General features: G+C 69.0%; 25 protein-coding genes and 1 pseudogene. 14 read left to right on the forward strand and 12 right to left on the reverse strand.

The window, feature by feature from the left end; all coding sequences use genetic code 11:
* Positions 1-30: 30 nt before the first annotated feature.
* On the reverse strand, positions 31-972 hold the full coding sequence (locus tag ABZ470_RS17165) for a pyridoxal-phosphate dependent enzyme (RefSeq protein ID WP_362912032.1): 942 nt from the start codon (positions 970-972) through the stop codon (positions 31-33).
* A 396-nt stretch (positions 973-1368) separates the two neighbouring features.
* On the opposite strand from ABZ470_RS17165, the gene ABZ470_RS17170 reads away from it, so the two are divergent.
* Positions 1369-1644 carry a hypothetical protein gene (locus ABZ470_RS17170; RefSeq protein ID WP_362912034.1) on the forward strand — a complete coding sequence of 92 codons (276 nt, stop codon included), beginning with the start codon at positions 1369-1371 and terminating at the stop codon, positions 1642-1644.
* A gap of 138 nt (positions 1645-1782) precedes the next feature.
* On the opposite strand, the gene ABZ470_RS17175 is transcribed toward ABZ470_RS17170, so the two are convergent.
* Positions 1783-2460, reverse strand: coding sequence for a hypothetical protein (locus ABZ470_RS17175; RefSeq protein ID WP_352013472.1), 678 nt, complete (start codon positions 2458-2460; stop codon positions 1783-1785).
* A 359-nt stretch (positions 2461-2819) separates the two neighbouring features.
* Between ABZ470_RS17175 and ABZ470_RS17180 the strand changes: the two genes are divergently transcribed.
* The gene (locus ABZ470_RS17180; protein ID WP_362912036.1) at positions 2820-3341 is read left to right on the forward strand and encodes a hypothetical protein; all 522 of its coding nucleotides are present in this window, start codon (positions 2820-2822) and stop codon (positions 3339-3341) included.
* Positions 3342-3488: 147 nt separating this feature from the next.
* Here ABZ470_RS17180 and ABZ470_RS17185 read toward each other — a convergent pair whose 3' ends face one another.
* Positions 3489-3836 (reverse strand): hypothetical protein, encoded by a 348-nt coding sequence (locus ABZ470_RS17185; protein WP_362912038.1) that lies wholly within the window; start codon positions 3834-3836, stop codon positions 3489-3491.
* Positions 3833-4195 (reverse strand): hypothetical protein, encoded by a 363-nt coding sequence (locus ABZ470_RS17190; RefSeq protein ID WP_362912040.1) that lies wholly within the window; start codon positions 4193-4195, stop codon positions 3833-3835. Before ABZ470_RS17190 ends, ABZ470_RS17185 begins: the two co-directional genes overlap by 4 nt.
* A gap of 291 nt (positions 4196-4486) precedes the next feature.
* Here ABZ470_RS17190 and ABZ470_RS17195 point away from each other — a divergent pair, with 291 nt between their 5' ends.
* Complete coding sequence (locus ABZ470_RS17195) at positions 4487-4822, forward strand: helix-turn-helix transcriptional regulator (RefSeq protein WP_362912042.1); 336 nt, start codon at positions 4487-4489, stop codon at positions 4820-4822.
* A complete protein-coding gene (locus tag ABZ470_RS17200) occupies positions 4822-5424 on the forward strand; it encodes a hypothetical protein (protein WP_362912044.1) in 603 nt (200 codons plus the stop codon). Before ABZ470_RS17195 ends, ABZ470_RS17200 begins: the two co-directional genes overlap by 1 nt.
* Before the next feature lie 546 nt (positions 5425-5970).
* Here the strand turns inward: ABZ470_RS17200 and ABZ470_RS17205 are convergent.
* Positions 5971-6846 carry a LysR family transcriptional regulator gene (locus ABZ470_RS17205; RefSeq protein WP_362912046.1) on the reverse strand — a complete coding sequence of 292 codons (876 nt, stop codon included), beginning with the start codon at positions 6844-6846 and terminating at the stop codon, positions 5971-5973.
* Positions 6847-6967: 121 nt separating this feature from the next.
* Here ABZ470_RS17205 and ABZ470_RS17210 point away from each other — a divergent pair, with 121 nt between their 5' ends.
* The gene (locus ABZ470_RS17210; protein WP_362912048.1) at positions 6968-7966 is read left to right on the forward strand and encodes an NADP-dependent oxidoreductase; all 999 of its coding nucleotides are present in this window, start codon (positions 6968-6970) and stop codon (positions 7964-7966) included.
* Positions 7963-8364 (forward strand): nuclear transport factor 2 family protein, encoded by a 402-nt coding sequence (locus ABZ470_RS17215; protein WP_362912050.1) that lies wholly within the window; start codon positions 7963-7965, stop codon positions 8362-8364. Before ABZ470_RS17210 ends, ABZ470_RS17215 begins: the two co-directional genes overlap by 4 nt.
* Positions 8365-8885: 521 nt before the next feature.
* Here the strand turns inward: ABZ470_RS17215 and ABZ470_RS17220 are convergent.
* Complete coding sequence (locus ABZ470_RS17220) at positions 8886-9017, reverse strand: hypothetical protein (protein WP_362912052.1); 132 nt, start codon at positions 9015-9017, stop codon at positions 8886-8888.
* A gap of 54 nt (positions 9018-9071) precedes the next feature.
* Between ABZ470_RS17220 and ABZ470_RS17225 the strand changes: the two genes are divergently transcribed.
* On the forward strand, positions 9072-9293 hold the full coding sequence (locus ABZ470_RS17225) for a hypothetical protein (RefSeq protein WP_362912054.1): 222 nt from the start codon (positions 9072-9074) through the stop codon (positions 9291-9293).
* Between the two features lie 175 nt (positions 9294-9468).
* On the opposite strand, the gene ABZ470_RS17230 is transcribed toward ABZ470_RS17225, so the two are convergent.
* Positions 9469-10458, reverse strand: a complete 990-nt coding sequence (locus ABZ470_RS17230; RefSeq protein ID WP_362912056.1) for a YafY family protein — start codon at positions 10456-10458, stop codon at positions 9469-9471.
* A 92-nt stretch (positions 10459-10550) separates the two neighbouring features.
* Here ABZ470_RS17230 and ABZ470_RS17235 point away from each other — a divergent pair, with 92 nt between their 5' ends.
* Positions 10551-10949: a VOC family protein gene (locus ABZ470_RS17235; RefSeq protein WP_352013481.1), complete on the forward strand. Its 399-nt coding sequence runs from the start codon at positions 10551-10553 to the stop codon at positions 10947-10949.
* A gap of 165 nt (positions 10950-11114) precedes the next feature.
* The gene (locus ABZ470_RS17240; RefSeq protein ID WP_362912058.1) at positions 11115-11282 is read left to right on the forward strand and encodes a hypothetical protein; all 168 of its coding nucleotides are present in this window, start codon (positions 11115-11117) and stop codon (positions 11280-11282) included.
* 152 nt (positions 11283-11434) lie between these two features.
* Here the strand turns inward: ABZ470_RS17240 and ABZ470_RS17245 are convergent, their stop codons facing one another.
* Positions 11435-11683 carry a helix-turn-helix domain-containing protein gene (locus ABZ470_RS17245; protein ID WP_362912060.1) on the reverse strand — a complete coding sequence of 83 codons (249 nt, stop codon included), beginning with the start codon at positions 11681-11683 and terminating at the stop codon, positions 11435-11437.
* A pseudogene (locus ABZ470_RS17250) lies at positions 11635-12263 on the reverse strand (recombinase family protein). The gene ABZ470_RS17245 and the pseudogene ABZ470_RS17250 overlap by 49 nt, the downstream one beginning before the upstream one ends.
* A 17-nt stretch (positions 12264-12280) precedes the next feature.
* On the opposite strand from ABZ470_RS17250, the gene ABZ470_RS17255 reads away from it, so the two are divergent.
* The 4 genes from ABZ470_RS17255 to ABZ470_RS17270 all read left to right on the forward strand — a co-directional run bounded on the left by ABZ470_RS17255 (position 12281) and on the right by ABZ470_RS17270 (position 15392).
* A complete protein-coding gene (locus ABZ470_RS17255) occupies positions 12281-13171 on the forward strand; it encodes an alpha/beta fold hydrolase (protein ID WP_362912062.1) in 891 nt (296 codons plus the stop codon).
* Positions 13172-13193: 22 nt separating this feature from the next.
* Positions 13194-13982, forward strand: a complete 789-nt coding sequence (locus tag ABZ470_RS17260) for a MerR family transcriptional regulator (protein ID WP_362912064.1) — start codon at positions 13194-13196, stop codon at positions 13980-13982.
* 167 nt (positions 13983-14149) lie between these two features.
* Positions 14150-14872, forward strand: a complete 723-nt coding sequence (locus tag ABZ470_RS17265) for an SDR family oxidoreductase (RefSeq protein WP_352013484.1) — start codon at positions 14150-14152, stop codon at positions 14870-14872.
* Positions 14862-15392 (forward strand): MarR family winged helix-turn-helix transcriptional regulator, encoded by a 531-nt coding sequence (locus tag ABZ470_RS17270; protein WP_352013485.1) that lies wholly within the window; start codon positions 14862-14864, stop codon positions 15390-15392. Before ABZ470_RS17265 ends, ABZ470_RS17270 begins: the two co-directional genes overlap by 11 nt.
* Before the next feature lie 370 nt (positions 15393-15762).
* On the opposite strand, the gene ABZ470_RS17275 is transcribed toward ABZ470_RS17270, so the two are convergent.
* The 3 genes from ABZ470_RS17275 to ABZ470_RS17285 all read right to left on the reverse strand — a co-directional run bounded on the left by ABZ470_RS17275 (position 15763) and on the right by ABZ470_RS17285 (position 19057).
* Positions 15763-16140, reverse strand: coding sequence for a GntR family transcriptional regulator (locus ABZ470_RS17275; protein WP_362912067.1), 378 nt, complete (start codon positions 16138-16140; stop codon positions 15763-15765).
* On the reverse strand, positions 16137-16952 hold the full coding sequence (locus ABZ470_RS17280) for a hypothetical protein (RefSeq protein WP_362912069.1): 816 nt from the start codon (positions 16950-16952) through the stop codon (positions 16137-16139). Before ABZ470_RS17280 ends, ABZ470_RS17275 begins: the two co-directional genes overlap by 4 nt.
* Before the next feature lie 875 nt (positions 16953-17827).
* Positions 17828-19057 (reverse strand): serine hydrolase domain-containing protein, encoded by a 1230-nt coding sequence (locus ABZ470_RS17285; RefSeq protein WP_362912071.1) that lies wholly within the window; start codon positions 19055-19057, stop codon positions 17828-17830.
* A 129-nt stretch (positions 19058-19186) separates the two neighbouring features.
* Between ABZ470_RS17285 and ABZ470_RS17290 the strand changes: the two genes are divergently transcribed.
* Complete coding sequence (locus tag ABZ470_RS17290) at positions 19187-20086, forward strand: LysR family transcriptional regulator (RefSeq protein ID WP_362912073.1); 900 nt, start codon at positions 19187-19189, stop codon at positions 20084-20086.
* Positions 20087-20453 lie beyond the last annotated feature (367 nt).

Below are 20453 nucleotides of genomic sequence, written 5' to 3' on the forward strand. Positions count from 1 at the left end.
GCGAGGCCGTAGACCCCGTACGTCGAGGCGTCACAAGCTGGTGCGCCGCCTCAGGGTGCCCATGTGCTGTCCGACGTCCAGCCCTTTCCCGGCGGCCCACCCGTCGTCATGACAGGTCGCCAGATGCCGATCGGCCGCGTCGCCGATCAGCGACACCACCGTGCCGGTCTCGCCCCTGGCCCGCATGCGCTCCACCAGTTCCAGCGCCGCCCACAACGCGGTGCCCGAGGAGGCGCCAACCGGCAGCCCGGTCACCTCGCGGATGTGCCGGGCCGCCGCCAGACCGGCCGCGTCGGGCACGGGGACGACCAGGTCCACGAGGTCGGGCCGGAAGCCGGGCTCGACGCGTGGGCGTCCGATGCCCTCGATCCGCGAGGGCATCCCGGTGCCGTAGTCGGGCACGTCGAGGGTCCATCCTGGGAAGTAGGCCGAATTCTCGGGATCCGCCACCGCGACCCGGCAGTCCGCACCGTGGGCCCGGATCCATTGGCCGAGGGTGGCCGAGGTCGCTCCGGTGCTCGCACCCGTCACCACCCAGTCCGGCCGCACCTGTCCGAACAGCTCCTCCGCCAGGTCGTGCGGCGCGGCCCGCCCGAACTGGTCCAGGAAGTGCCCGTCGATCTCCCGGGCGGCCTCGTAGATCGCCGGCGGCGGCGTCACGAATCGGCATTCCCCGCCCAGTTCCTCCACCGCCCGCGCCCGCGCCTGGCTGCGCTCGCCCGGCATGACCACGATGTACGGCAGCCCGAGCCGCCGCGCGAACCACGCCTGGGCCACGGCCGCGTTGCCGCCGGTCGCCTCCACCACGGTCACGCCCTCGGTGACCGAACCGTCGAGCACGGCCCGGCGGAACAGCGCCCTGGCGTGCCGGTACCGCAGGCTCCCCGTCGGTTGCGCGGACTCGTCCTTCAGCAGCAGCCTGATCCCGGGCGCCGATATCGGCAAGTCGATCAGCGGGGTGGGTTCACCCACCGCCAGCACATCGAGCGCTCGCGTGTTCCAATTCACCACCCCACCATGTCAGGCGCGGTTCGGAAGACCGCGCCTGTTCGCCACCGGCGAGCGGGTCAGGGGATCCGTGCGCTCCACCCTGAAATGACAGTCGCGGTTGCCCGTTCGGCCCAGATGCAGATGAACGTCCGACTCACCACATAGGACACGGTCTTAACGAGGGGTCGATCACGCTACGGCTTGACGAGTGCCGGAGTCGACGCGGCCCCGACCAGGTTCTCTGGTTCCTGGCCGAGGCCGATCGTCGTCGTGGTCAGTCGGTCGCGTTCTTCATGTGTGGGAACCGCGCCACGGCGGCGGCGTCGACCAGGGTGATGCGGTGGTCGCCGACGCGCTGCTGGATGAGGAAGGCCAGCGTTGCTGGGCGGTATGGCCGCCCAGGAGCAAGCAGTCCGGGACGGGATGCTCCAGTTGCCGCGCCGGTGGACCAAGACGACGCGCAGGGCAGGGGTGAACAGGTATCCGCTCGGCCACGCGCACGCCCTGCTGCAGGGACTGCTGGAGACGGCCGTCGACGCCGAGACCAGCGCCGCACCGGCGGGCGAGGATTGGGTGACGGTGCGGCTGGAGGAGCTGTTCCAGCTCACCTTCGATGAAGCCCTGCTCACCGTGCAGGCGCCGGTTCACCGGTAGCCGCATCCGTTCGCCGCCGTTCCTGCGCTCGCCCCGGCCCGGGGACACAGGCAAGCCGTCGGTGCCGCCCGCGGGCAAGTCCCTCGTGCGGTGCCCGCACCGCATCGGCGGCCGCAGGCGACCGGGACCGTCGTGGGCTCAAGCCCGGTCAGGGCTGAGCGTGAGAGCCTGGTCGAGAGCGCGGGTGTGCTCGGGCCCGGCCAGGATGGCCATGGCAGCCTGCTGACGCCGGTGCAGGGCCTTTGCCTGAGCGCGCAGGGCGCGCAACCGGGCGCGCATGCGCAGCCGGCTCCGCCATGGGTGCCAGAGCGCCTGCAGGAGCAGCTGGGTGGTCGCCTCCAGGTAGTCATCGCCAGCAGTGACAAGCGCATCAAGGCTCGCCTCATCCAGGGCGCCGCCGAGGCGAGAGTCGATGAGGCGTAAGACCTCGCCCTGGAACGCCTGTTCCTCACCGCCGCCCGCGAAATCCAGAACTCTGCGGGGCACACCTGCCGACAGCGCGCTCACGACGAGGCCATCGAGTGCTTCGCGCAGCGCGCGTTCGGCGTCCATGCCGTCCTCAAGGAGCACCGACAGCCTGAAGTGGTCTGAGACGAGCAGGCGTTTGCCCGCCACGTACCGACCCCCTCGCCCGTTCCCAGCCCCCCTCGGTGCGATGTCGCGGACGCCGGCCCGTACCGCGGCGACGCGCTGCAGCCGCTGCTGCACTTCGGCGCGCAGATGGCGCCGCTCATGGTTACGCGACAGATACGTGGTCACCGCGGCGCCCACGATGCCGCCGGCAGTGGTGTACACCAGATCGATCAACTCAGCCATCGCCACCACCTTCCGGCGCGCCGGACACGCGGCTTTGCGCGAGTGGTTGTCTCCTGCCGCGCGCGCAGAGATCGGGCGCAAGATCCATTCCCGCATTCTCACTGAAACGCCTCACGGAACGCCAATCCGCAGGGATCTGCGCTCCGGCTCGCCTTCGACGAGGGGCTGCTCACCCTGCAGACGCCGGTCGGCCGGTAGGGGCTCGCGCGCCCGTGCGTAAAGCGCTGCGAAACTCAGGAAAACCCCTCTGCGCGGTCGGCAGCGGGCGTTTGCTGTTGGGGTGGTGTCGTAGGCGCATCTCGACACCGAGAAGGCCGCTTTGCGCCACCTGTTTGTCCGCCGGCCGAAGGGAAGGGCACGTGAGCAAACACGCCATCGCCTACGTTCAGGGACTCCAGCTCGCCGATCCGACCGTCGAACGCGTGTTGCTGCTGGTCGAACGCACCAACACCTGGAACCAGGAGCGGCCGGTGATGGGACTGGAGTTGCGCGACGCCGACATCCCGAGGTTTGCCGTCGAGGTGAAGATGAGCGCCCAAGAGTTTCGGCACCTGCCGTGCACGATGAAGAACACGGTCCGGATGGACGTGCTCGAACACAGCGACCGCGCCCCCACCGCCCCGGCGCAGCCCGCCGATGCGCCAATCGGTGCCATCCAGGCGTTCACCATGCCGGGCTGGGATCACTACAGCACCTGGGGCTACGACGCCGGCCTGGGACACCTGTACGCCCCAACCCTTACCTGGTGCCCGGGCGGGTCGTCTTACTCGCACCGGGCCGCGCTGTCTTGCTCGTACTGGGCTTCACCGACGTTGCCGTGTTCCACATGGCGGCCTTTCCCCAAGGCGTCGAATTCTTCGACGCGACGGCTGCTCCCGTAAACGGTCACGTGTGGCCGGATGGATGGCGCCTGGAGGTGACGTCCGATGGCGAGGATTATCTGGTCGCAGACGCGGTTGACGAGCCCGGACCGGTTGACGCGCCAGACGAGAAGGCTTGACCGGGCGACCCTGCCTGTAACCAGCGGATCAAGCTGTGGCCTCCGCCGCCCCGCCCCCGCCGTCTGCGGACGCGTCCTGCTCGTCGGTGCCGAACAGCGTCAACTGCTCGCTGCCCGGCTCGGCGCTGGTGAGTTTCAGGCATCGGCGGCAGGTGACCGGCCCGCGGTCGGGGTGGGCCGCGCCGGGGTCCCAGCCGCTGACGCCGACCATGCAGGCCGGGCCGGGCATGCGTTCGTCGGCGAACCACTTCGTCATGGCGACCTCGTGCACGATGCCTGACGACCGGACCCGCAGGTTCGAGCCGTCGGCGTAGGCGGCCCGCGCCGCCGCGGCGATCGTCGCCAGGGCGGCGTACAGGTCCGGTTCGTCACTCATCTACAGCCCCACCACCGGATTGTCGGTCCATTGATCGGCATCTTCCAGATACCCCAGCAGGGCGCGGGAGCATCCGCCCAGCCGTCGTGCCGGTCGATGCGCACCAGCAACGGGCTGGTGCGGTCGTGCTCGGCGAGCGCGGTGACCAGGGTGCGGGTGGCTCGCACCGGGCAGGTGGCCGGGTTGGACCCGTACGGCACGGCCGTCTCGGTGTACTTCTTGATCTTGCGCCGGTAGACGGTGACCACCAGCCCCTCGGCGGTCTCGGCGACGTCGCCGATGTTCAGCGCGGCCAGTTCCGAGGAGCGGGCGGCGGTGGCGTAGCCGAGCACGGGGTCGAGGAACAGCGGGACAGCCATTAGCGGTACCTGGGAGTAACAAGGGTCTGGCCTGCGGCGGAGGGTCGGCCTCCAGACTGCGTTTTCGGCTGTGGACAAGGTCCGACGTGCTGGGACCGAATCAAGACCGGGTCAAGGGGCAACGCACTGGCCTGCGGCTTCGCCGCGATCGATAGGGGACAGACCGAAGGTTCTGTCCGGTCAGCGTCCCGAAGCGGCCCGTCTCCGCCGTATTCCGGTGGCACCCCATCAGGGGCGGATCCCTCGTTTCGGAACTTGACTGCGCCTACCTGTCATATTCAAGATAAGAGCATGCGGAGCATACAGAGAATCACCAAACCGACGTTGGCAGTACTACGGGTACTGATGGAGGCGGACCAGAGCGTGCACGGTTTCGACGTCGCCCGGCGTGCCGGCCTGGCGGCGGGCAGCGCCTACAACGTGCTCAACCGTTTCCAGGAGGCAGGACATGCCACAAGCCATTGGGAGGACCACAACCCCGTCGAAGGTCGCCCGCCTCGACGGTTCTACGAACTGACGCCCCAAGGGCGCGTATGGGCGGCGGAAGTTCTCGCAGCCCACCCGATCAAGGCGCGACACCAACTCTTGCCTCGGCTGGAGATACGCAGCATGGGAGGCCTGCGGTGATGGACGTGCTCGTGTGGATCCTGATGGCCATCCTGGTGCCGTTACTAGTGACCGAGTTCGGGGAGCTGGCACCATGGCTGGCACGCAAGGTCATCGGGCTGAGTGCTCATCTCATCGTTCATCCGGTTGAGCGAGAAGAGCGACGGCAGGAGTGGCTGGCAGCCCTCCCCGAAGTTCCCGGCAAGATCGTAAAGCTGCTCGATGCTCTCAGCATCCTGCTGTACGTAGTCCCTCGCATGTGGATCGCGTACGGAGTCCCCGGTGGCCCACGGCACCGCCGAATCAAGCGTGCCTTGGAATTTGGCCCCAACCTGGTCCGGCATGCTTTCTTCACCCTCAACGGAGCGGCGGCGGACGAGCTCCCCGCTTTTGTGACTGCACAGGGTAGCAAGGTCAACATTTTCCGATATGTCGATCCTCTTCCGCACGACGTGAGTGAGGACGTGGAGTGTGGAGACCCTCGCTTGGCCAAGGTGATTGTAGATCTTGCAGAGCGCCTATTCGCCGCTCCGCCGACTGTGGACTGGCGGAAAGTGCTGGGGGAGGAACCGGCTACGGGTGGAGCGGCGAAGGCCGCTACCCACGGGGCAGGCACACGCTGACCTGCAAGTGCCCCCTATTTTGGCTCGTCGCACTTAGCTGCGGGTAAGGGGGCAAGCGGTCGCGGGTGGTCAATCGGTCGGATCTGGTCAACTCCTCGCCGTCTCGTCGATCATGAGGCATCTGAATGAACACGTCATGATCGGCGAGACCTGCCTCAGGTTGGGGTGCCGTTAAGGGCCCGGCGCTCCGGTCGGTGTCACCAGCCCCAAAGTAGCTCAGCGTGAGGTCTTACCGGACAGAACGTTTGTTCTGTCCGGTCTGTCCTGGTTGCCGACCGGTACCGCTAATGGCTGTCCCGCTGTTCCCCGACCCCGGAGCAGCACCAGGGCCGCGCCAGTTGCCCGCCGAGGCGTCTGGCTCCTTCTTCGGCGGGCGCGGCGTCGCCTTGGCCCTGCGGTGGCGCCCGGGCGGATCTCACTCGGCTGGCGTGGGAGGTGCCCTACCTGTTCGGACCCGGCCGCGTCGATGAACACCGTGACCGGCGGGCCTGCGCTCGGAGGCCGTGATAGACCTGCCGCCCACGGCCATCGCCCGGCCTGGTCCGGTCAGGATGGCGGGGCGGCCAGGACGGCCTTCGCGGCCAGCCGGAGATTCTTGATCATTGGATTCGGGTCGCCCTTGCGGCTGACCAGGACAACCTGGCTGGGGGGAGCACCCTCGATCGGGACGGTGACGAGGTCGGGACGCAGTGAACTGCGCCGATCGCCGACCGGTAGGACGGCGATCGCCCTGCCACCGGCGACGAGTTCGAGCTTGTCCTCGTAGCTCTCGATCGGCGGCACGCCGGCCCCGAGGATCCGGTAGGACGTCCAGTCCGCGGTCTCGAACGCGCACGGCGCCGTCTCTTCCTCGGCCAGTTCTTCCGCGGTCACCGACGCGCGGTCGGCCAAGGGATGGCCGCGGGGGACCACGAGCATCCGGGGCTCCTCGTACAGCGGGGTGGTGAATACGTCGTCGGCGGCGAGCGGCAACGGGGTCCGCGCGATCAGGGCGTCGACGCGCCTGTCGGACAGTGCGCCGACGTCGCGGCAGCTCAGATGCCGGGTGGCGATCTCGGCGTCCGGGTGACGGTGGCGCAGTTCCCGTACGGTGGTGGTGATCACCAGGTCTTCGACGTAACCGATGGTGATTCGTTCGGTCTGGGCTTGTTCACGCACGGCCAGTTCGGCCTGGCGGGCGGCCTGCAGCAGGGCGTGGGCCCGGGGGAGGAATGTCTGGCCGGCCGGAGTGAGCCGGGTGCCCTGGGAGGTGCGGTCCAGTAGTCGTGTGCCGAGATATCTCTCAAGACGCTGAATCTGGCGGCTCAGCGCCGGCTGGGCTACGTGCAGATCGGCGGCGGCCCGGCCGAAGTGCTGGTGCGCCGCCACCACGGTGAAGTAGCGCACCAGCCGCAGTTCCAGATCCTGCCCGAGATCGTTCACCGTCACAGGGTACGCGTCATGCTGTTTCGGAATGACCGGTTGCCGAAGGGGTCTTGGACGGCCATGCCGTCCAGGGCCTTGACTGAAGGAGCAACGTTTCCCTGAGAAAGCGACAGGCGCGATGAAGGCGATCCAGTTCCACGAGGCGGGCGGGCCGGAAGTTCTGCGGTACGACGAGGTGCCGGTTCCTGAGATCGGCCCGGGCGAGGTGCTCGTCCGGGTGCACGCGGCGGGCATCAACCCGCCGGACTGGTACCTGCGTGAGGGGATGAAGGTCATGCCGGCCGAGATGAGGCCGGTGCTGGAGTTCCCTCTCATCCCCGGAACGGACATGTCGGGCGTGGTTCAGGCGGTCGCTCCGGACGTGTCCGGGTTCGCCGTCGGTGACGAGGTCTTCGGCATGCTGCGGTTCCCGGGATTCGGCGGCCGGACGTACGCCGAGTACGTGGCCGCTCCGGCTTCCGACCTGGCTCACAAGCCGGCCGGTATCGACTACGTTGAGGCGGCCGGTGCGCCGATGGCCCTGCTGACGGCCTGGCAGTACCTGGTCGAGCTCGGCCACGACGTGCCGTCTCCCTTCACCGGCCAGGTGCACCAGCCGGTGGCGATCACGCCAGGGATGACCGTGCTGGTCAACGGGGCCGCTGGGGGAGTGGGTCATTTCGCGGTGCAGTTGGCGAAGTGGAAGGGGGCACACGTCGTCGCGGTGGCCTCGGGACGGCACGAGCAGTTCCTGCGCAAGCTCGGCGCCGATGAGTTCATCGACTACACCACGACGCGGGTCGCGGACGTGGTCAGCGGCGTCGACTTGGTGATCGACACCGTCGGCGGCCCGGACAGTTCACGTTTCCTGACCGTGCTCAAGCGCGGCGGCACCATGCTTCCGGTGTTCTTCGCCCAGTACGATCCGGAAGAGACGGCGCGTCTTGGCATCACTGTCTCGAACATCCAGGTGCGTTCCAACGGCCCCCAGCTCGCCGAGATCGGACGCCTGTTCGACGAGGGCAAGCTCCAGGTCGGGGTGGACAGCACCTACCCGCTTTCCGAAGCGGGCAGCGCACACACACGAGCCGCGCAGGGCCACATCCAGGGCAAGATCGTGCTGACGGTGTTCCCGTGATCGCCGACCTCCAGCAGGCGGTGGCGCGCTACGCCCATGCCCTGGACGAGCTGAATGCGGCCGAACTGGAAGCGGTCCTGACCGAGGACACCACCTGGACCTTCACGATGCCCGGACAGGGGGTGCTCGGCCCGGTCGCCGGACGCGCGGCGGTGCTCGACTTCATCCGTGACGGGCATACGGCCCAGACCGGAAGGGTGCGGCACCACCTGGGTGACGTCGTGGTCACGACGACGGACGCCGCCACCGCCGAGGTGCGGGCCTATCTGCTGCAGACGAGGAACACCGGCGAGAGCGTCCAGATGATCTCGACCGGGGGCTACACGTTCGGCCTGCGACGATCCGGCGGTAGGTGGCGGATCGCCGAGCTCGCCCTGACGCTGGACAACGCCTTATAGGGCGAGGCCAGGTATCGCTCCCGGCGATCATCGAATGCCCGCCGACGGCGCCCGGGGACCGATTCGGGCCGACGACGAACGGCACGGCCCTGGCAGGGAAATGATCAGCCGGTCGATGCGCTGTTGAGCGGCGGCAGGCTCGGCTGCCCCAGACAGATCGACCAGGCGCTCGGGGACAGATCCTTCGACGAGCACCTCACCCCGGCCGTCGAGGAGCGGGCGGTGCGACGCGCGCAACTGGAGCCGCTCCTGCACGGCGACCGGAAGACGGCTCACTGGGGCTGTCTCCCATCTCAGACGGGTGCCAAGGCGATTCTCCGTTCAGCGATCACGCTTCTAGCGTTGCCATCACACGGATTTCGGTTGCGAGCAGGAGGGGCTGATCATGAGTGAGGTGACCCGCCGCGGATTCGTGGGCGGAGCGGCAATCTCGGCGGAACGACGGCGCTGGGCCTCGGCATGCCGTTGAAGACGTGGGCCCAGCAACTGGGGCCGGTCCGTATAGCCCCGAATGACCCACGTTATGAGGATCTAGCCGTGCGCCGGACGAACCAGCGGTTCGACACCAGACCGGAGTACTTCCACGTGGTCGACTCGGCCCAGCAGGTGGAGAAGGACGGCGCGTTCGCGATCGAGGCGGGCACGATGTTCATGCAGGTGTACCGGACGCTGCACCTGGGCTGGGGGGTGACGATCCCCGGAGGCCGGTGCGGCGGGTGGCGGCCGGCGGCCACATCGCCGGCGGCGGCTACGGCCGGCACTCGCGCCGTCTGGGCTCGGTGGTCGACTACCTGCACGCCGTGGAGGCCGTGGTGGTGGATCGTTCGGGGCGGGCGCGAACGGTGGTCGCCACGAGGAGCCCGTCCGACCCCAACCATGACCTGTGGTGGGCGCACACGGGCGACGAGGCGGGAACTTCGGCGTCGTGACGCGCTACTGGATGCGCGACCCTAAGACGAAGGGGAAAGACCCCTGTAAGTCACGGCCCGCGTCGGTGCCGTCACGCCCCGGCTGCTTCGTTCGGCCGGCGACCGGTCGCGGCCCGAACCGTCAACGTGCGTATCGATGACTGATGCGCCATCTCATGACACCGGTTCCTCGCTGTCAGGCTTGGCGGGCGTGGGAGGCGAGGCGATCGGCGAGCCCGATGACGAGGTCGCGCAGTTCATCGGGGCGCTCGATGACGAACGGCCGGTCGAGTGAAGCGAGTACCGGAGGCAACCAGTCCAGCCGCTCCGCCCGCAGCTCGACACGTAGCCAGCGCTCGGTCGCCCGATCCTGGCCTGCCCCGGGCTCGTACTCCTCCAGGCGCGCCACGCCGGCGGGAAGGTGGGCGCGGATCTGCTCAACTGTCCCGTGGATCCGCAAGGTCACCGCATACCGGTACTCAGCCGTGGCGAACCCTGACAACACACGTTGTGCAGGACCGGGCCCCACGGGCGCTTCGAACGAGCCGGGCAGGGTCCTCGCGTCCACGATGCGATCGAGCCTGAAGGTTCGGTCCTCACCGATCCGGGCGTCCTTGCCCGTGACGTACCATCGGCCCGAATGGGCGACGATCCCGTACGCGTGCAGCGCGCGTTCGCTGCGCCGTCCGTCGCGATCGGTGTATCGGATCGAGACCGGTCGGCGGTGGCGCACCGCGTCGGCGATGGTCAGCAGGACCCCGGCGTCCGGGGTGTCGAAGTCACCGGGCTGATCCGTGAAGGCGAGAGCCTCCAGGAGTGTGTCGAGCCGGCGGGCGACGTGCGTGGGCAGGACCCGCCGGATCTTGGCCGATGCCGTCTCGCTTGCTGTGCGCTCCGTCGTCGTCAGCCCGGTGCGGAGGCCGGCGACCAAGCCGAGCAGTACGGCCAGCGCCTCGTCGTCGCTGAGCATGAGCGGAGGCAGACGGCACCCGGGGGCGAGCCGGTACCCGCCGTAGCGGCCGCGCACCGACTCCACGGGCACGTCCAGGTCGATCAGCTGGTCCACATACCGCCGCACGGTGCGCCCATCAACGCCGAGCCGGTCGGCGAGTTCGGCCACCGTCCGGGTGCCGCCCGACTGCAACAGCTCCAGGAGTGTCAGCACGCGGCCGGTGGGTCGAGGCATGCTCTCAGCCTAATGCGAATACAGGACCGATTCTGTCCACTATTTCTCCTAGCCTGCGGAGTGCACGACTCCAGCACAGCCAAGGAGATCCCATGGACTTCGTCTCGATCCGCATCATCACCGGCGACGTCGCACGCCTCGTCGAGTTCTACGAGCGAGCCACCGAGGTGCCGGCGATGTGGGCCACCGAGGACTTCGCCGAACTCAAGACCCCCACCGCCACCCTCGCGATCGCCGGCACCCGCACCGTTCCGCTGTTCGCCCTGGGCTCTGCTCGCCCAGCGGACAATCACAGCGTGATCACCGAGTTCCTCGTCGACGACGTGGACCGTGTTCACCAGAACCTGACCGGCTTCGTCACCGACTTCGTCACTGAGCCCACCACGATGCCCTGGGGCAACCGGTCGCTGCTGTTCCGCGATCCCGACGGCAACCTCGTCAACTTCTTCACCCCCGTCACCCCGGCGGCCATCGAAAAGTTCGCACGTTGACGCCACGCATGGCCGCTCGTCCGGGAGCCCTGAGATCCCAATGAACAGCCACCGGTGGGGGGTACCGAAACACCGCGCCGCCCCCCGAGGGACGTCGGCGGTCGCGTCTACCACGGTGTGGGCACAGACGCCGCCCATGCCACCAAACGTGACCGGGAAGGTCGGTTGTACGTACACGACCACGAGCGGCCGTACGCCGCCTTGAGCGGGGAACCGCCGATCAACCGGACATTCGGCAGCCACTACCGTGTCACGCTCAAGCAGCCGCCGGGGCCGCTCGACACCTTCCCCCAGCAGCTGACCACAGAGGACGTCGTGGAACCAACGTCCTGAGTCTGGACCGGCAACAACCGTGTCCAGTGGTACGGGGACGGAAGGTGGCAGCCCGAGGGCGGGATCGATCCGTGGACCAGCTTCACCTTCCCGAACCACCCGGGCGGGGCCAGCGTCCAAAGGATCAGGATCATGTGAACTTCCGGCGATGATCAGGGGCGGCGATCCTGCCCGATCGCCGGACCGCCCAGGCGGGGCGCCGTCAACCAATGCGCCACTAGCCGCCGAGTAGGCGCTGATCTGGGGAATCGATGTCCCGCTTCCAACTCGGCTCGCACCGTTGGCCGTTCGGCGGCGGGGCGGCCCGTGGCGAGTTCGGGCACGTACTTGTAGATCGTGGAGCGGCTGACGTTCAGCAGCCGGGCGATCGAGGAGACGGTGGCGTCGGGCTGGGTGAGCAAGGCGCGGGCGTTCCGGACCTGCTCGGGGTCATCGTGGGCGGGCGGCCGAGTCGGACGCCGCGAGCCTTGGCGGCGGCCAGACCCTCATGGGTGCCTTCCACGATGAGCTCGCGGATGACTTCGGCGAGCGCGGCGAAGACGTGGAAGACGAGGCGGCCGCCGGGGGTGGTGGAGTTGAGGGCTTCCTTCAGGGACTGGAAGGCGGCGCGGCTCGGTGACAATCGTGATGAGGTCGGCCAGGGAGCGGGCGAACCGGTCGAGTGAGGGAACGACCAGGGTGTCGCCGGACCGCAGGTGGTCCAGGGCCTTGGTGAGCTTTTCGCGGTCGGTGTTTCTTGCCGCTCAGCTTGTCGGCGAAGATGCGGATGCATCTGGCGGCTTCGAGCGCGTGGGTCTGCCGGTCCAGCCGTTGAGCACAGGTAGAGACCCGGGCATAGCCGACAAGCGCTTTGAAGAGGACCGCGGTTTCGGAGCCAAGGAAGTCGGCGGCGGCTTGGCGGGCTGCGGCAGGAGCCGAGCCGGTGATCGCGGATGTATGGGCGTCATGTTGCCACGCCGCTTGACCCTGACGCAGGGTCAAGCTTTCAGCATGGTGGCATGACCACGGAAACCAAGGCGATCGAGGTCGCCGAGCTGTACGACGAGCACAACAATGATGGAGGGCGGGCGGAGAGAGGCGACAGGACGATCCGGCGCTTCACGATCCACCACGACGGCGTCACAATCCCGGTGTCTCGCGGCGGTCAGGGACGACCGCTGGTCCTGTGCCCTGGCCTAAGCTCGACCCAGGCCCACCTGCGCGAGCTGATCGAGCTGCTGAGACGCGATCACGACGTGGTGACCTTCGACCTGCGGGGGCATGGCCTCGCCTCGGCCGCCGACCGGTACTCCTTCGAGGACTTCCTCAATGATCTCGTCGCGGTGATGGCGGAGCTGGGAAACCTCGGCCTCCTAGCAGCGCCCGTACTGGTGGGCTACTCGCTGGGCGCCGACCTGGCCGTGCACTATGCCTCCGAGCATCCTGACACCGTCGCCGAGCTTGTTCTCATCGACGGGGCGAACCCGGTGCCCGAACCGTTCATCACCGAGGCAGCCCTGCCTGCGTTCCGCGCCATGTGGGAGGACCTGGCGACTCAGCAGGAGGTCGAACGGGGCACCGCGCGTCAGGTGCTGCTCAGCGCCCAGGAGATTCTCGACCTGAACTTCGAGATCGACGTGATCCGGTCCGAGATCCTCGACCGGTACAGGAACATCGACCGGCCCATCAGCATGATCATGTCGACCTCGATGGCCGGCGACAGCGGCGAAGGGCCTGCGCCTCGGTTCAACCAGAACTGGCGTGCCGGCGTCGAGCGGCTTGTCCGCGAGCATCCGCACATTGCCACCAGCTGGCTCGACACCGATCACCAGCTGGTCTTCACCCATGCCCCGCACATCGCGCAGATCATTCTTGATGCACCAGTCTCATCCGGTCGGGCGATCTCTTGAGCGGTTCCTGGAGACTGGTCTGATGGTGACCATCGGCGAGCTGGCGTCGTACGCGGGGGTGACGGTGCGTGCGGTGCGGCACTACCACGCCAAGGGGCTGCTGCCGGAGCCTGAACGGGATAACTCCGGTTACCGCAGATACGACGCCGGCGCCGTGATCGAACTGATCAAGATCCGGACCCTCGCCGAGGCCGGGGTTCCGCTGGCGCGGGTGCGGGAGCTGCTACGGGCCGGGCAGGAGGAGTTCGCCGCGGCGGTCGCGGACATCGACAGGCGGCTGCAGGCGGAGATCCGGGAGAGGCGGCGGCACCGAGAGCGAATCGCCCGGCTCGCCTCCGGGGACAGCCTGGTCCTGCCCCCGGAAGTGGTCGAGTATCTCGACCGGATGCGGGCGCTCGGGGTCGACGAGCGGATCGTTCAGGCCGAGCGTGATGGCTGGATCCCGCTGGCCGCGCACTCACCCGAGCGAGTCCCGGAGTGGATGGCACGCAAGCGGAGGCAGCTCGACGATCCGCGGCTGGTCGACTTCTATCTCATCCTGGGCCAGGCCCTTGACCGGGCCGACGACGATCCGCGGCTGATCGAGCTGGCCGACAAGCTGGCCGCCTATCTCACGCGTATGGCCGACGAGCGGGGCGAGGACTATGTCGACGACATCGATATCGAGCTGCCGCTCATCAAGCTGATGGACACGCTGGCGTTCGCCACTGTGCCGCCGGCGCGCCGGCTGATCGAACTGCTGAAGCAGCGAGGCTGGACGGGCTGGACCAAGCTGGAGCGCGTGACCTCCACACCGGGCGCGACTCCCTAGTAGCGCCAATACGCGCAGGAAGACGCCACAGCGCGGCGATCCGAGAGCTATCGGTGATGGCGGGCGGGGTACTGCTGGGCGGCTTGGTTCAATCGCAACAGCAACCCAGCGACGGACTGCCCCTCCTCCGCTAATCTGACTTTAGGCCTAAACTTGAGGAGGATGGCATGACACGTGTGATCGTGGTCACCGGCGGGGGCACCGGCATCGGCAAGGCGATCGCGGCGCGCTTCGCGGCGGACGGAGACCAGGTGCTGATCATCGGCCGCCGCGCCGGCGTACTGGAGAAGACCGCGGAGGAGATCGGCGGCACAGCGCTGGCGGCCGACCTGAGCGATCCGGCCGAGGTCGCACGGGTGCGCGCCGCCCTGGCCGAGCGCTTCGGCGTGATCGACGTGCTGGTCAACAACGCGGGCGGCAACATCGAACGGCACGGCGGGTCCGGTGGAGTCGCGGAGCGGTGGACGAGCAACTTCCGGGCCAACGTGCTGACGGCGGTGCTGCCGACCGAGGCGTTCCGCGATCTGCTGAACCCGTCGGGCCGGATCGTGTTCATCACCTCGATCGCGGCCTTCCGAGGCTCGGGTGGCACCTCCTACGGCCCGATGAAGGCGGCCCTGCACCCGTATGTATTCGACCTAGCCGCCGCCCTGGGGCCGCGCGGCGTCACGGTGAACGCGGTCGCCCCGGGACTGGTCGAGGACACCGAGTTCTTCGGCGACACCCTGAGCGAGGAACGCCGCGCGGCGCTCGTCACGCAGACCCACACCGGCAGGGCCGGGACACCGGGGGACATCGCCGAGACCGTGCACTGGCTCGCCTCGCCCGGCAGCGGGCACGTCACCGCGCAGATCATCCAGGTGAACGGCGGCGCCGAGCGTGGCCGCTGAGCCGCCACGCGACGGCGCCGATGCCATCCAGGACGCCTGGCGGCGCGAACTGCCGGGTGTTCCGGTGGAGTCGATCGGGATCGTCACCCGCGTCTGGTGGGCCGCCAAGGTTTTCGGCGACCAGCGCCGCCGCACCCTCGCGGCGCTGGGGGTGGACGTCGCGACGCTGGACCTGCTGTCCACGTTGCGGCGCTCCGGCCCGCCGTACCGGATGAGCCCGGGGGAGCTGGCCGGGGCGTGCATGGTGACGCGCGGCGCGATCACCCAGCGCGTGGAGCGGGCGGTCAGGGCCGGGCTGGTCGAACGGACCGCTGTGGGGTCGGGCTACCACGCGCGCGCGGTCACCCTCACCGAGGCGGGCGGCGCCCTGCTCGACCGCGTCGTCGCCGATCTGCTTCTCACAGAGGACCGTCTCGTCGGCCATCTCGCCCCCGAACGCCGTGAACTCCTCGCCGACCTGCTGCGTGAACTGCTCGCCGGACTCGACGGCCCGGATCCGACCGGACAGGTCGGAGACTGAACTCCAAACTTTTTGGGCTGATGACACTTTCGTTGAGACCGTGCTGCCGCTGCCCTACGGCTCACACGGCTCAGGACTCCCGAAGCTGCGGTGAGCCGCAAAGTAGACGGGCTGATCCAGCTCAGCGCGGGTTTCCGTACCGCTCGTCAGAGCCGGACCTCGGCGACCCGTCCCGGGCCGGCGTCGAGGACCGGACCGGCGGAGTGACCGGAGTCAGAGCCGTGACCTGGGGCGACGCGGTTCCGGTGACCGGCAGAGTCGTAGTCCTGTCCGGTCGGCCTCCTGCTTTGCCCCTGGCCGTAGCTTCGGGAGTCCTGGGCCACGTCGGCGTCGTGTGCCTGGCGACGTGACCTCTGCGGCCGGGTCGCGGTCATGACGAGGCCGGTGCCGCCGCGCCGGACGTCAGGGCCGCCTGTACGATGCGGATCGCCTCGCCCGCGTCGAGGCCGACGCTGGCGATCACGGCCGCGTACTCGGCGGCGGCCCGGCGGGCCCGCTCCCGGCCCTCCTGCCCGGCCGCCGACACGAACGAGCCCGCCCGCCCGCGCGTCTCGATCAGCCCCGCCTCCTCCAGCTCCCGGTAGGCCCGGCCGACCGTGTTGACGGCCAGGCCGAGATCGGCCGCCAGGTGGCGGATGGTCGGCAGCCGGGCGCCCACGGCCAGCGTGCGGTCCTGGATCTGCCGGGCGAGCTGGGCCCGCAGCTGCTCGAACGGCGGCACCGGCGAGGCCGCGTCGATGACGATCATCGGGTGCTCATGGCCCGCCGGGCCACCGTCGCGCTCGACGGCGTCCTGACGCGGAGGGCGATGCACGCGACCATGCCCAGGACCACGTTGGCGACCGCGGCGGCGCCCCACCAGCCGGGCGCGGTGCCGAACAGCAGCACCATGGGCAGCGACCACTGCACGCTCGGCGTGGTGAGCTCGCGGGCGTCCTCGACGCGCATGATGACGTCGGCGGTCAGCGACTCCTCATCCTGCGCCACGACCGGGTGCCTGAGCAGGTGGCGCAACTGCATGGCGGTGATGGCCGTCGCGCCGAGCAGGGCGATCAGCAGGACGACGGCCGGTTGCCGCAGGGTGGGGTCGGGAACGGCCAGGGCGCTTGCGGCCAGCGCCATCGTTCCGGCGGACGTGGCGGCCGCGAAGGCGGCGTACGGCCTGCCGAGCACGGCCCGCCAGCCGGGCTGGATCAGGTGGGTGGCCCTGCGGGACAGTGTCGCGCCCGCCCGCTGGTCGACGCGTCGCACCCACCGGTCGAGCAGTGATTGGGCCAGTAGCAGCCCGGCCACCAGCGCGGTCAGGGCCAGCAGAGGCAGTGGGCGATGCGGCGGGGAGCCGCCGAAGGCGGAAGCGGCGGCGAGCGCGCTCGCGATGATCAGCACGGCCGGGATGATCTGAGCGGCCAGGCGGGCGCGTCTGCGGACCGCGAGCCGGCTGGCCAGCAGTGGGGTCGGGCGGGTGCCGGCCAGGTCGTGCATGGCCAGCCACTCGCCTGCCAGTCGCAGATCGGTCGCACGCGTCTGCGGGCCGGCGTTCGGTAACGGTTCGGGGGTCACAGCGCCTCCTTTGTCGCAAGCTTTGTATCAAGATGGTGCGTCATAACTTGCGACAAAGTCAACGCCCGACCATTGCGAGATCCCTGCCGGTCGGCGAGGGCGGGTCAGACGGCATGGCCCAGGACTCCCGAAGCTACGGCCAGGGGCAAAGCGGGAGGCCGACCGGACAGGACTACGGCTCTGTGTCCGGTCACCGGAACCGCATTGTTCCAGGTCACGGCTCTGACTCCGATCGCTTCGCCGATCCGGTCCCCGATGCCGACCCGGGACGGGCCGCCGAAACTCGGCCCTGGCGAGCGGTACGGAAACCCGTGCTGAGCTGGACCGGCCCGCCTGCTTTGCAGTTCGTCGCAGCTTCGGGAGCCCGCTGACCTGTGGTTAGACCGCTACTTCGCCCCTGGGCGTGGCTTTAGGAGTCCTGGGCCGACTCCGTCGCCCACATCGCAGACCTACCTGACCAGCCTGAGCCGTCACGGGCCCAGCGACTGTGCATCCACCGACGCGCCGCCAGGCCAATTGGGGCTACGTCCGCACAGTCCTCGGCCGGCGCCGACGGGTCTCCGGCTTCTGGATCGGGTGCCGTGGCCCGATCCCACCCTCGATGAGGTTTCCCACCTTCCGAGGCACGGCGCCCGACGCGGGGCCCTGCGTACCAGCGAGCGAAGGGCCCCTCACACCTTCGCGGCGGACTTGTGAATCGTGTGGGGAGCGGCCCAGGAACACCTGCCCCATCCCGACCTGCGAGCCGGGCATGGATGCGGCAGGGCCCGGTCTGCGCGGGATCGTCGTCACGGGAGGCGAATGAACCTCGTCGACATCACCACAACCGTAACGGGGATGATCAACAAGAAGAAGCCCGCAAGCGGGCATCGCGGCTATGCGTCGATGGCCTGGTAGACGGTGGTCCAGAAGTCATGGATGAGCCGCGCGGGAGCGGGCACGGACAGTCCGACCTGCGTCAGCAGGATGCCGGTGACCCCGTGGCGCGGGTCGGCGTAGACCGACGTCCCGGTGCCGCCATCCCACCCGAACTGCCCGATCGGCGAGTAATCGCCGCGGTGCGTCCTGACGGCCATGCCGAACCCCCAACCACCGTGCTGCCCCTGCCCGTACGACAGGTGCACGTTGCTGACAGCCATCTGATGGCGCAGGGCCTGCACCTCGGCCCCCAGCCGGTTGGTGGTCATCAGCTCCACCGCGGGACGCGACAGGATCCGTCGGCCGTGATGGACTCCGCCGGCCAGCAGCATCCGGAAGTAGGTGTGGTAGTCGTCCACGGTGGACACCAGCCCTCCGCCGCCACGATGGAACATCGGCGGCTTGCTGAAACTGCCGCCGGCGGCTTCGTCCCACACGTGGAACTCCCCGGTGCCCGGGTCGGGCATGTAGCAGGGCGGCAGCCGGTCGATCGTGGCTTCGCCGACCCAGAATCCGGTGTCGCGCATGCCCAGCGGCTCGAAGACCCGCTCGCCCAGGAAATCGCCCAGCGTCTGACCCGTCACCCGGGCGACGAGCATGCTCAGCACGTCGTGGCTGAGTTCGTACTGCCAGCGCTGTCCCGGCTGGTAAGACAGTGGGATCCCGCCGAGGAGCCGGAGCCATGCGTCGGGGTCGACCGCGGACCCGGCCGCCGGACTGTAGTAGGCGACCTCCATAATCTTCGCGCCGATCGGCGCGGCCATCAGCGGCAGGTCGATCCCGAGCCCGAAGGTCGAGCTCAGCACGTCCCGCACCGTGATCGGGCGATGGGCCGGGACGGTGTCGTCAAGGGGGCCGTCCGGGCGGACGAGCACCTGCCGATCGGCCAGTTCCGGCAGCCATTCCTGCACCGGATCGTCCAGCCGGATACGGCACTCGTCCAGCAGCACCATCGCCGCGGCCATCGTCACCGGCTTCGTGGTCGAGGCCATCCGGAAGATCGTGTCCCGGCGCATCGCCGGGCCGCCGTCGTGCCGCATCGTCCCGGCCGCCTCGACGTGGACCTCCTCACCCCGGCTCACCAAGGCCACCAAGCCGGGAATCTGCCCGGACTCGACATACCGGTTCAGCAGGCCGCGCAGTCTGGACATCCCCGCTGTGGTGAATCCGTTACCGACGTCGCTCATCGTCACGCCTTTCCTCTCGCGCGCCTTCTTTTCGCGAGAGCCAGCATCATCGGCCCGCTCAGCAGCGGCAACGCTCAACTCGGCAACCGGCGTTAAGCGATGCTTACCGCCATCGGGGAAGATACGTCCGTGGAACTGCGCGACATCGAGATCTTCCTGACCCTCGCCGAAGAGCTGCATTTCGGTCGTACGGCCCAGCGGCTGCGGCTGACGCCGGCCCGGGTCAGCCAGTCGGTCAAGAAGCAGGAGCGGCAGATCGGGGCGCTGCTGTTCGACCGCTCATCGCACCACGTGGCGCTGACCGCGCTCGGCCGCCGCCTGCGCGACGACCTGCAACCGGCCTACCAGGCTCTGCGCAAGGGCCTGGACAACGCCCGCCTTACGGCCAGCACCGGGATGGCGGCGGCCGACACCCCGCTCCGGCTCGGGATCGTCGGCGGAGGCCCGCTCGACGACCTGCGCCCGGTCTTCGACGAGTTCGCCTCCCGCCACCCCGAGCATCCGATCCAGCTCCGCTCGATCCCGTTCGGCAGGCCGTTCGCCGGTCTGCGCCGTGGCGACCTCGACCTCGCGGTGCTGTGGCTGCCGGTCCGCGAACCCGACCTGGCCGTCGGCCCGCTCATGTTCACCGAGCCGTTCGTGCTCGCCGTCGGGATCCGGCACCGGCTGGCGCAACGCGAGTCCGTCACGTACGAGGATCTGGCCGCCGAAACCACCCTGGCCGCCGACGTCCCCGACTACTGGCGCGCCGCGGTGGTCCCGTTCAGAACCCCGAGCGGGCATCCCATCCGCGTCGGACCGACGGTCGCCGACTGGATGGAGCTGGTCGCCATCGTCGCCAACGGCGAGATCGTCGCTCCGGTCCACGCGCACGCCGTGCGCTACCACACCCGCCCCGACATCGCCTACATCCCCATCACGGGCGTGCCCGACTCGCGCTGGGCACCGGTGTGGCGCGCCGACGCCGAATCCGACGTCATCCGCGCGTTCCTCGACGTCATCACCGACCTAGGCCCTCTCCACCTGTAACGGCCGAACGCGAACGCGGCGCCTACCACGCCGTCACCGGGACGATCCGGGTGGCTGGCCCGGCGTGCACGGTCGGTGTCAGCGGCTGGGGCCTGGGCGCCGCCCACCCAGACTGCGGGCCGGTCACCTGTCGCCGGTGCCTGAAACTCACCAGTGCCGAGCCGCTTGCCGAGCAGCTGACGCTGTTCGGCGCCGACGAGCAGGACACACCTGCAGACGGCGGTAGCACCCCTGCCTGATCCACCAGCCGCAGTCAGGCGTTGCCCGATCGTGCCTTCTCCTCTGAGGCGTCGTCGACCGGTCCCGGCTCATCAGCCGCGCTGTCTTCGACCAGACGGCCCTCGCCGCCGGACCTCACCTCCAAACG

Source organism: Streptosporangium sp. NPDC020072 (genome assembly GCF_040631445.1).
Classification (GTDB): Bacteria; Actinomycetota; Actinomycetes; order Streptosporangiales; family Streptosporangiaceae; genus Streptosporangium.

Coding starts and splice junctions, on each gene's coding strand:
- ABZ470_RS17175 (WP_352013472.1), bottom strand. CDS start 2,460: ATGGCTGAGTTGATCGATCTGGTGTACACCACTGCCGGCGGCATCGTG.
- ABZ470_RS17185 (WP_362912038.1), bottom strand. CDS start 3,836: ATGAGTGACGAACCGGACCTGTACGCCGCCCTGGCGACGATCGCCGCG.
- ABZ470_RS17190 (WP_362912040.1), bottom strand. CDS start 4,195: ATGGCTGTCCCGCTGTTCCTCGACCCCGTGCTCGGCTACGCCACCGCC.
- ABZ470_RS17195 (WP_362912042.1), top strand. CDS start 4,487: ATGCGGAGCATACAGAGAATCACCAAACCGACGTTGGCAGTACTACGG.
- ABZ470_RS17200 (WP_362912044.1), top strand. CDS start 4,822: ATGGACGTGCTCGTGTGGATCCTGATGGCCATCCTGGTGCCGTTACTA.
- ABZ470_RS17210 (WP_362912048.1), top strand. CDS start 6,968: ATGAAGGCGATCCAGTTCCACGAGGCGGGCGGGCCGGAAGTTCTGCGG.
- ABZ470_RS17220 (WP_362912052.1), bottom strand. CDS start 9,017: ATGAACATCGTGCCCGCCTCGATCGCGAACGCGCCGTCCTTCTCCACC.
- ABZ470_RS17230 (WP_362912056.1), bottom strand. CDS start 10,458: ATGCCTCGACCCACCGGCCGCGTGCTGACACTCCTGGAGCTGTTGCAG.
- ABZ470_RS17235 (WP_352013481.1), top strand. CDS start 10,551: ATGGACTTCGTCTCGATCCGCATCATCACCGGCGACGTCGCACGCCTC.
- ABZ470_RS17255 (WP_362912062.1), top strand. CDS start 12,281: ATGACCACGGAAACCAAGGCGATCGAGGTCGCCGAGCTGTACGACGAG.
- ABZ470_RS17260 (WP_362912064.1), top strand. CDS start 13,194: ATGGTGACCATCGGCGAGCTGGCGTCGTACGCGGGGGTGACGGTGCGT.
- ABZ470_RS17265 (WP_352013484.1), top strand. CDS start 14,150: ATGACACGTGTGATCGTGGTCACCGGCGGGGGCACCGGCATCGGCAAG.
- ABZ470_RS17275 (WP_362912067.1), bottom strand. CDS start 16,140: ATGATCGTCATCGACGCGGCCTCGCCGGTGCCGCCGTTCGAGCAGCTG.
- ABZ470_RS17285 (WP_362912071.1), bottom strand. CDS start 19,057: ATGAGCGACGTCGGTAACGGATTCACCACAGCGGGGATGTCCAGACTG.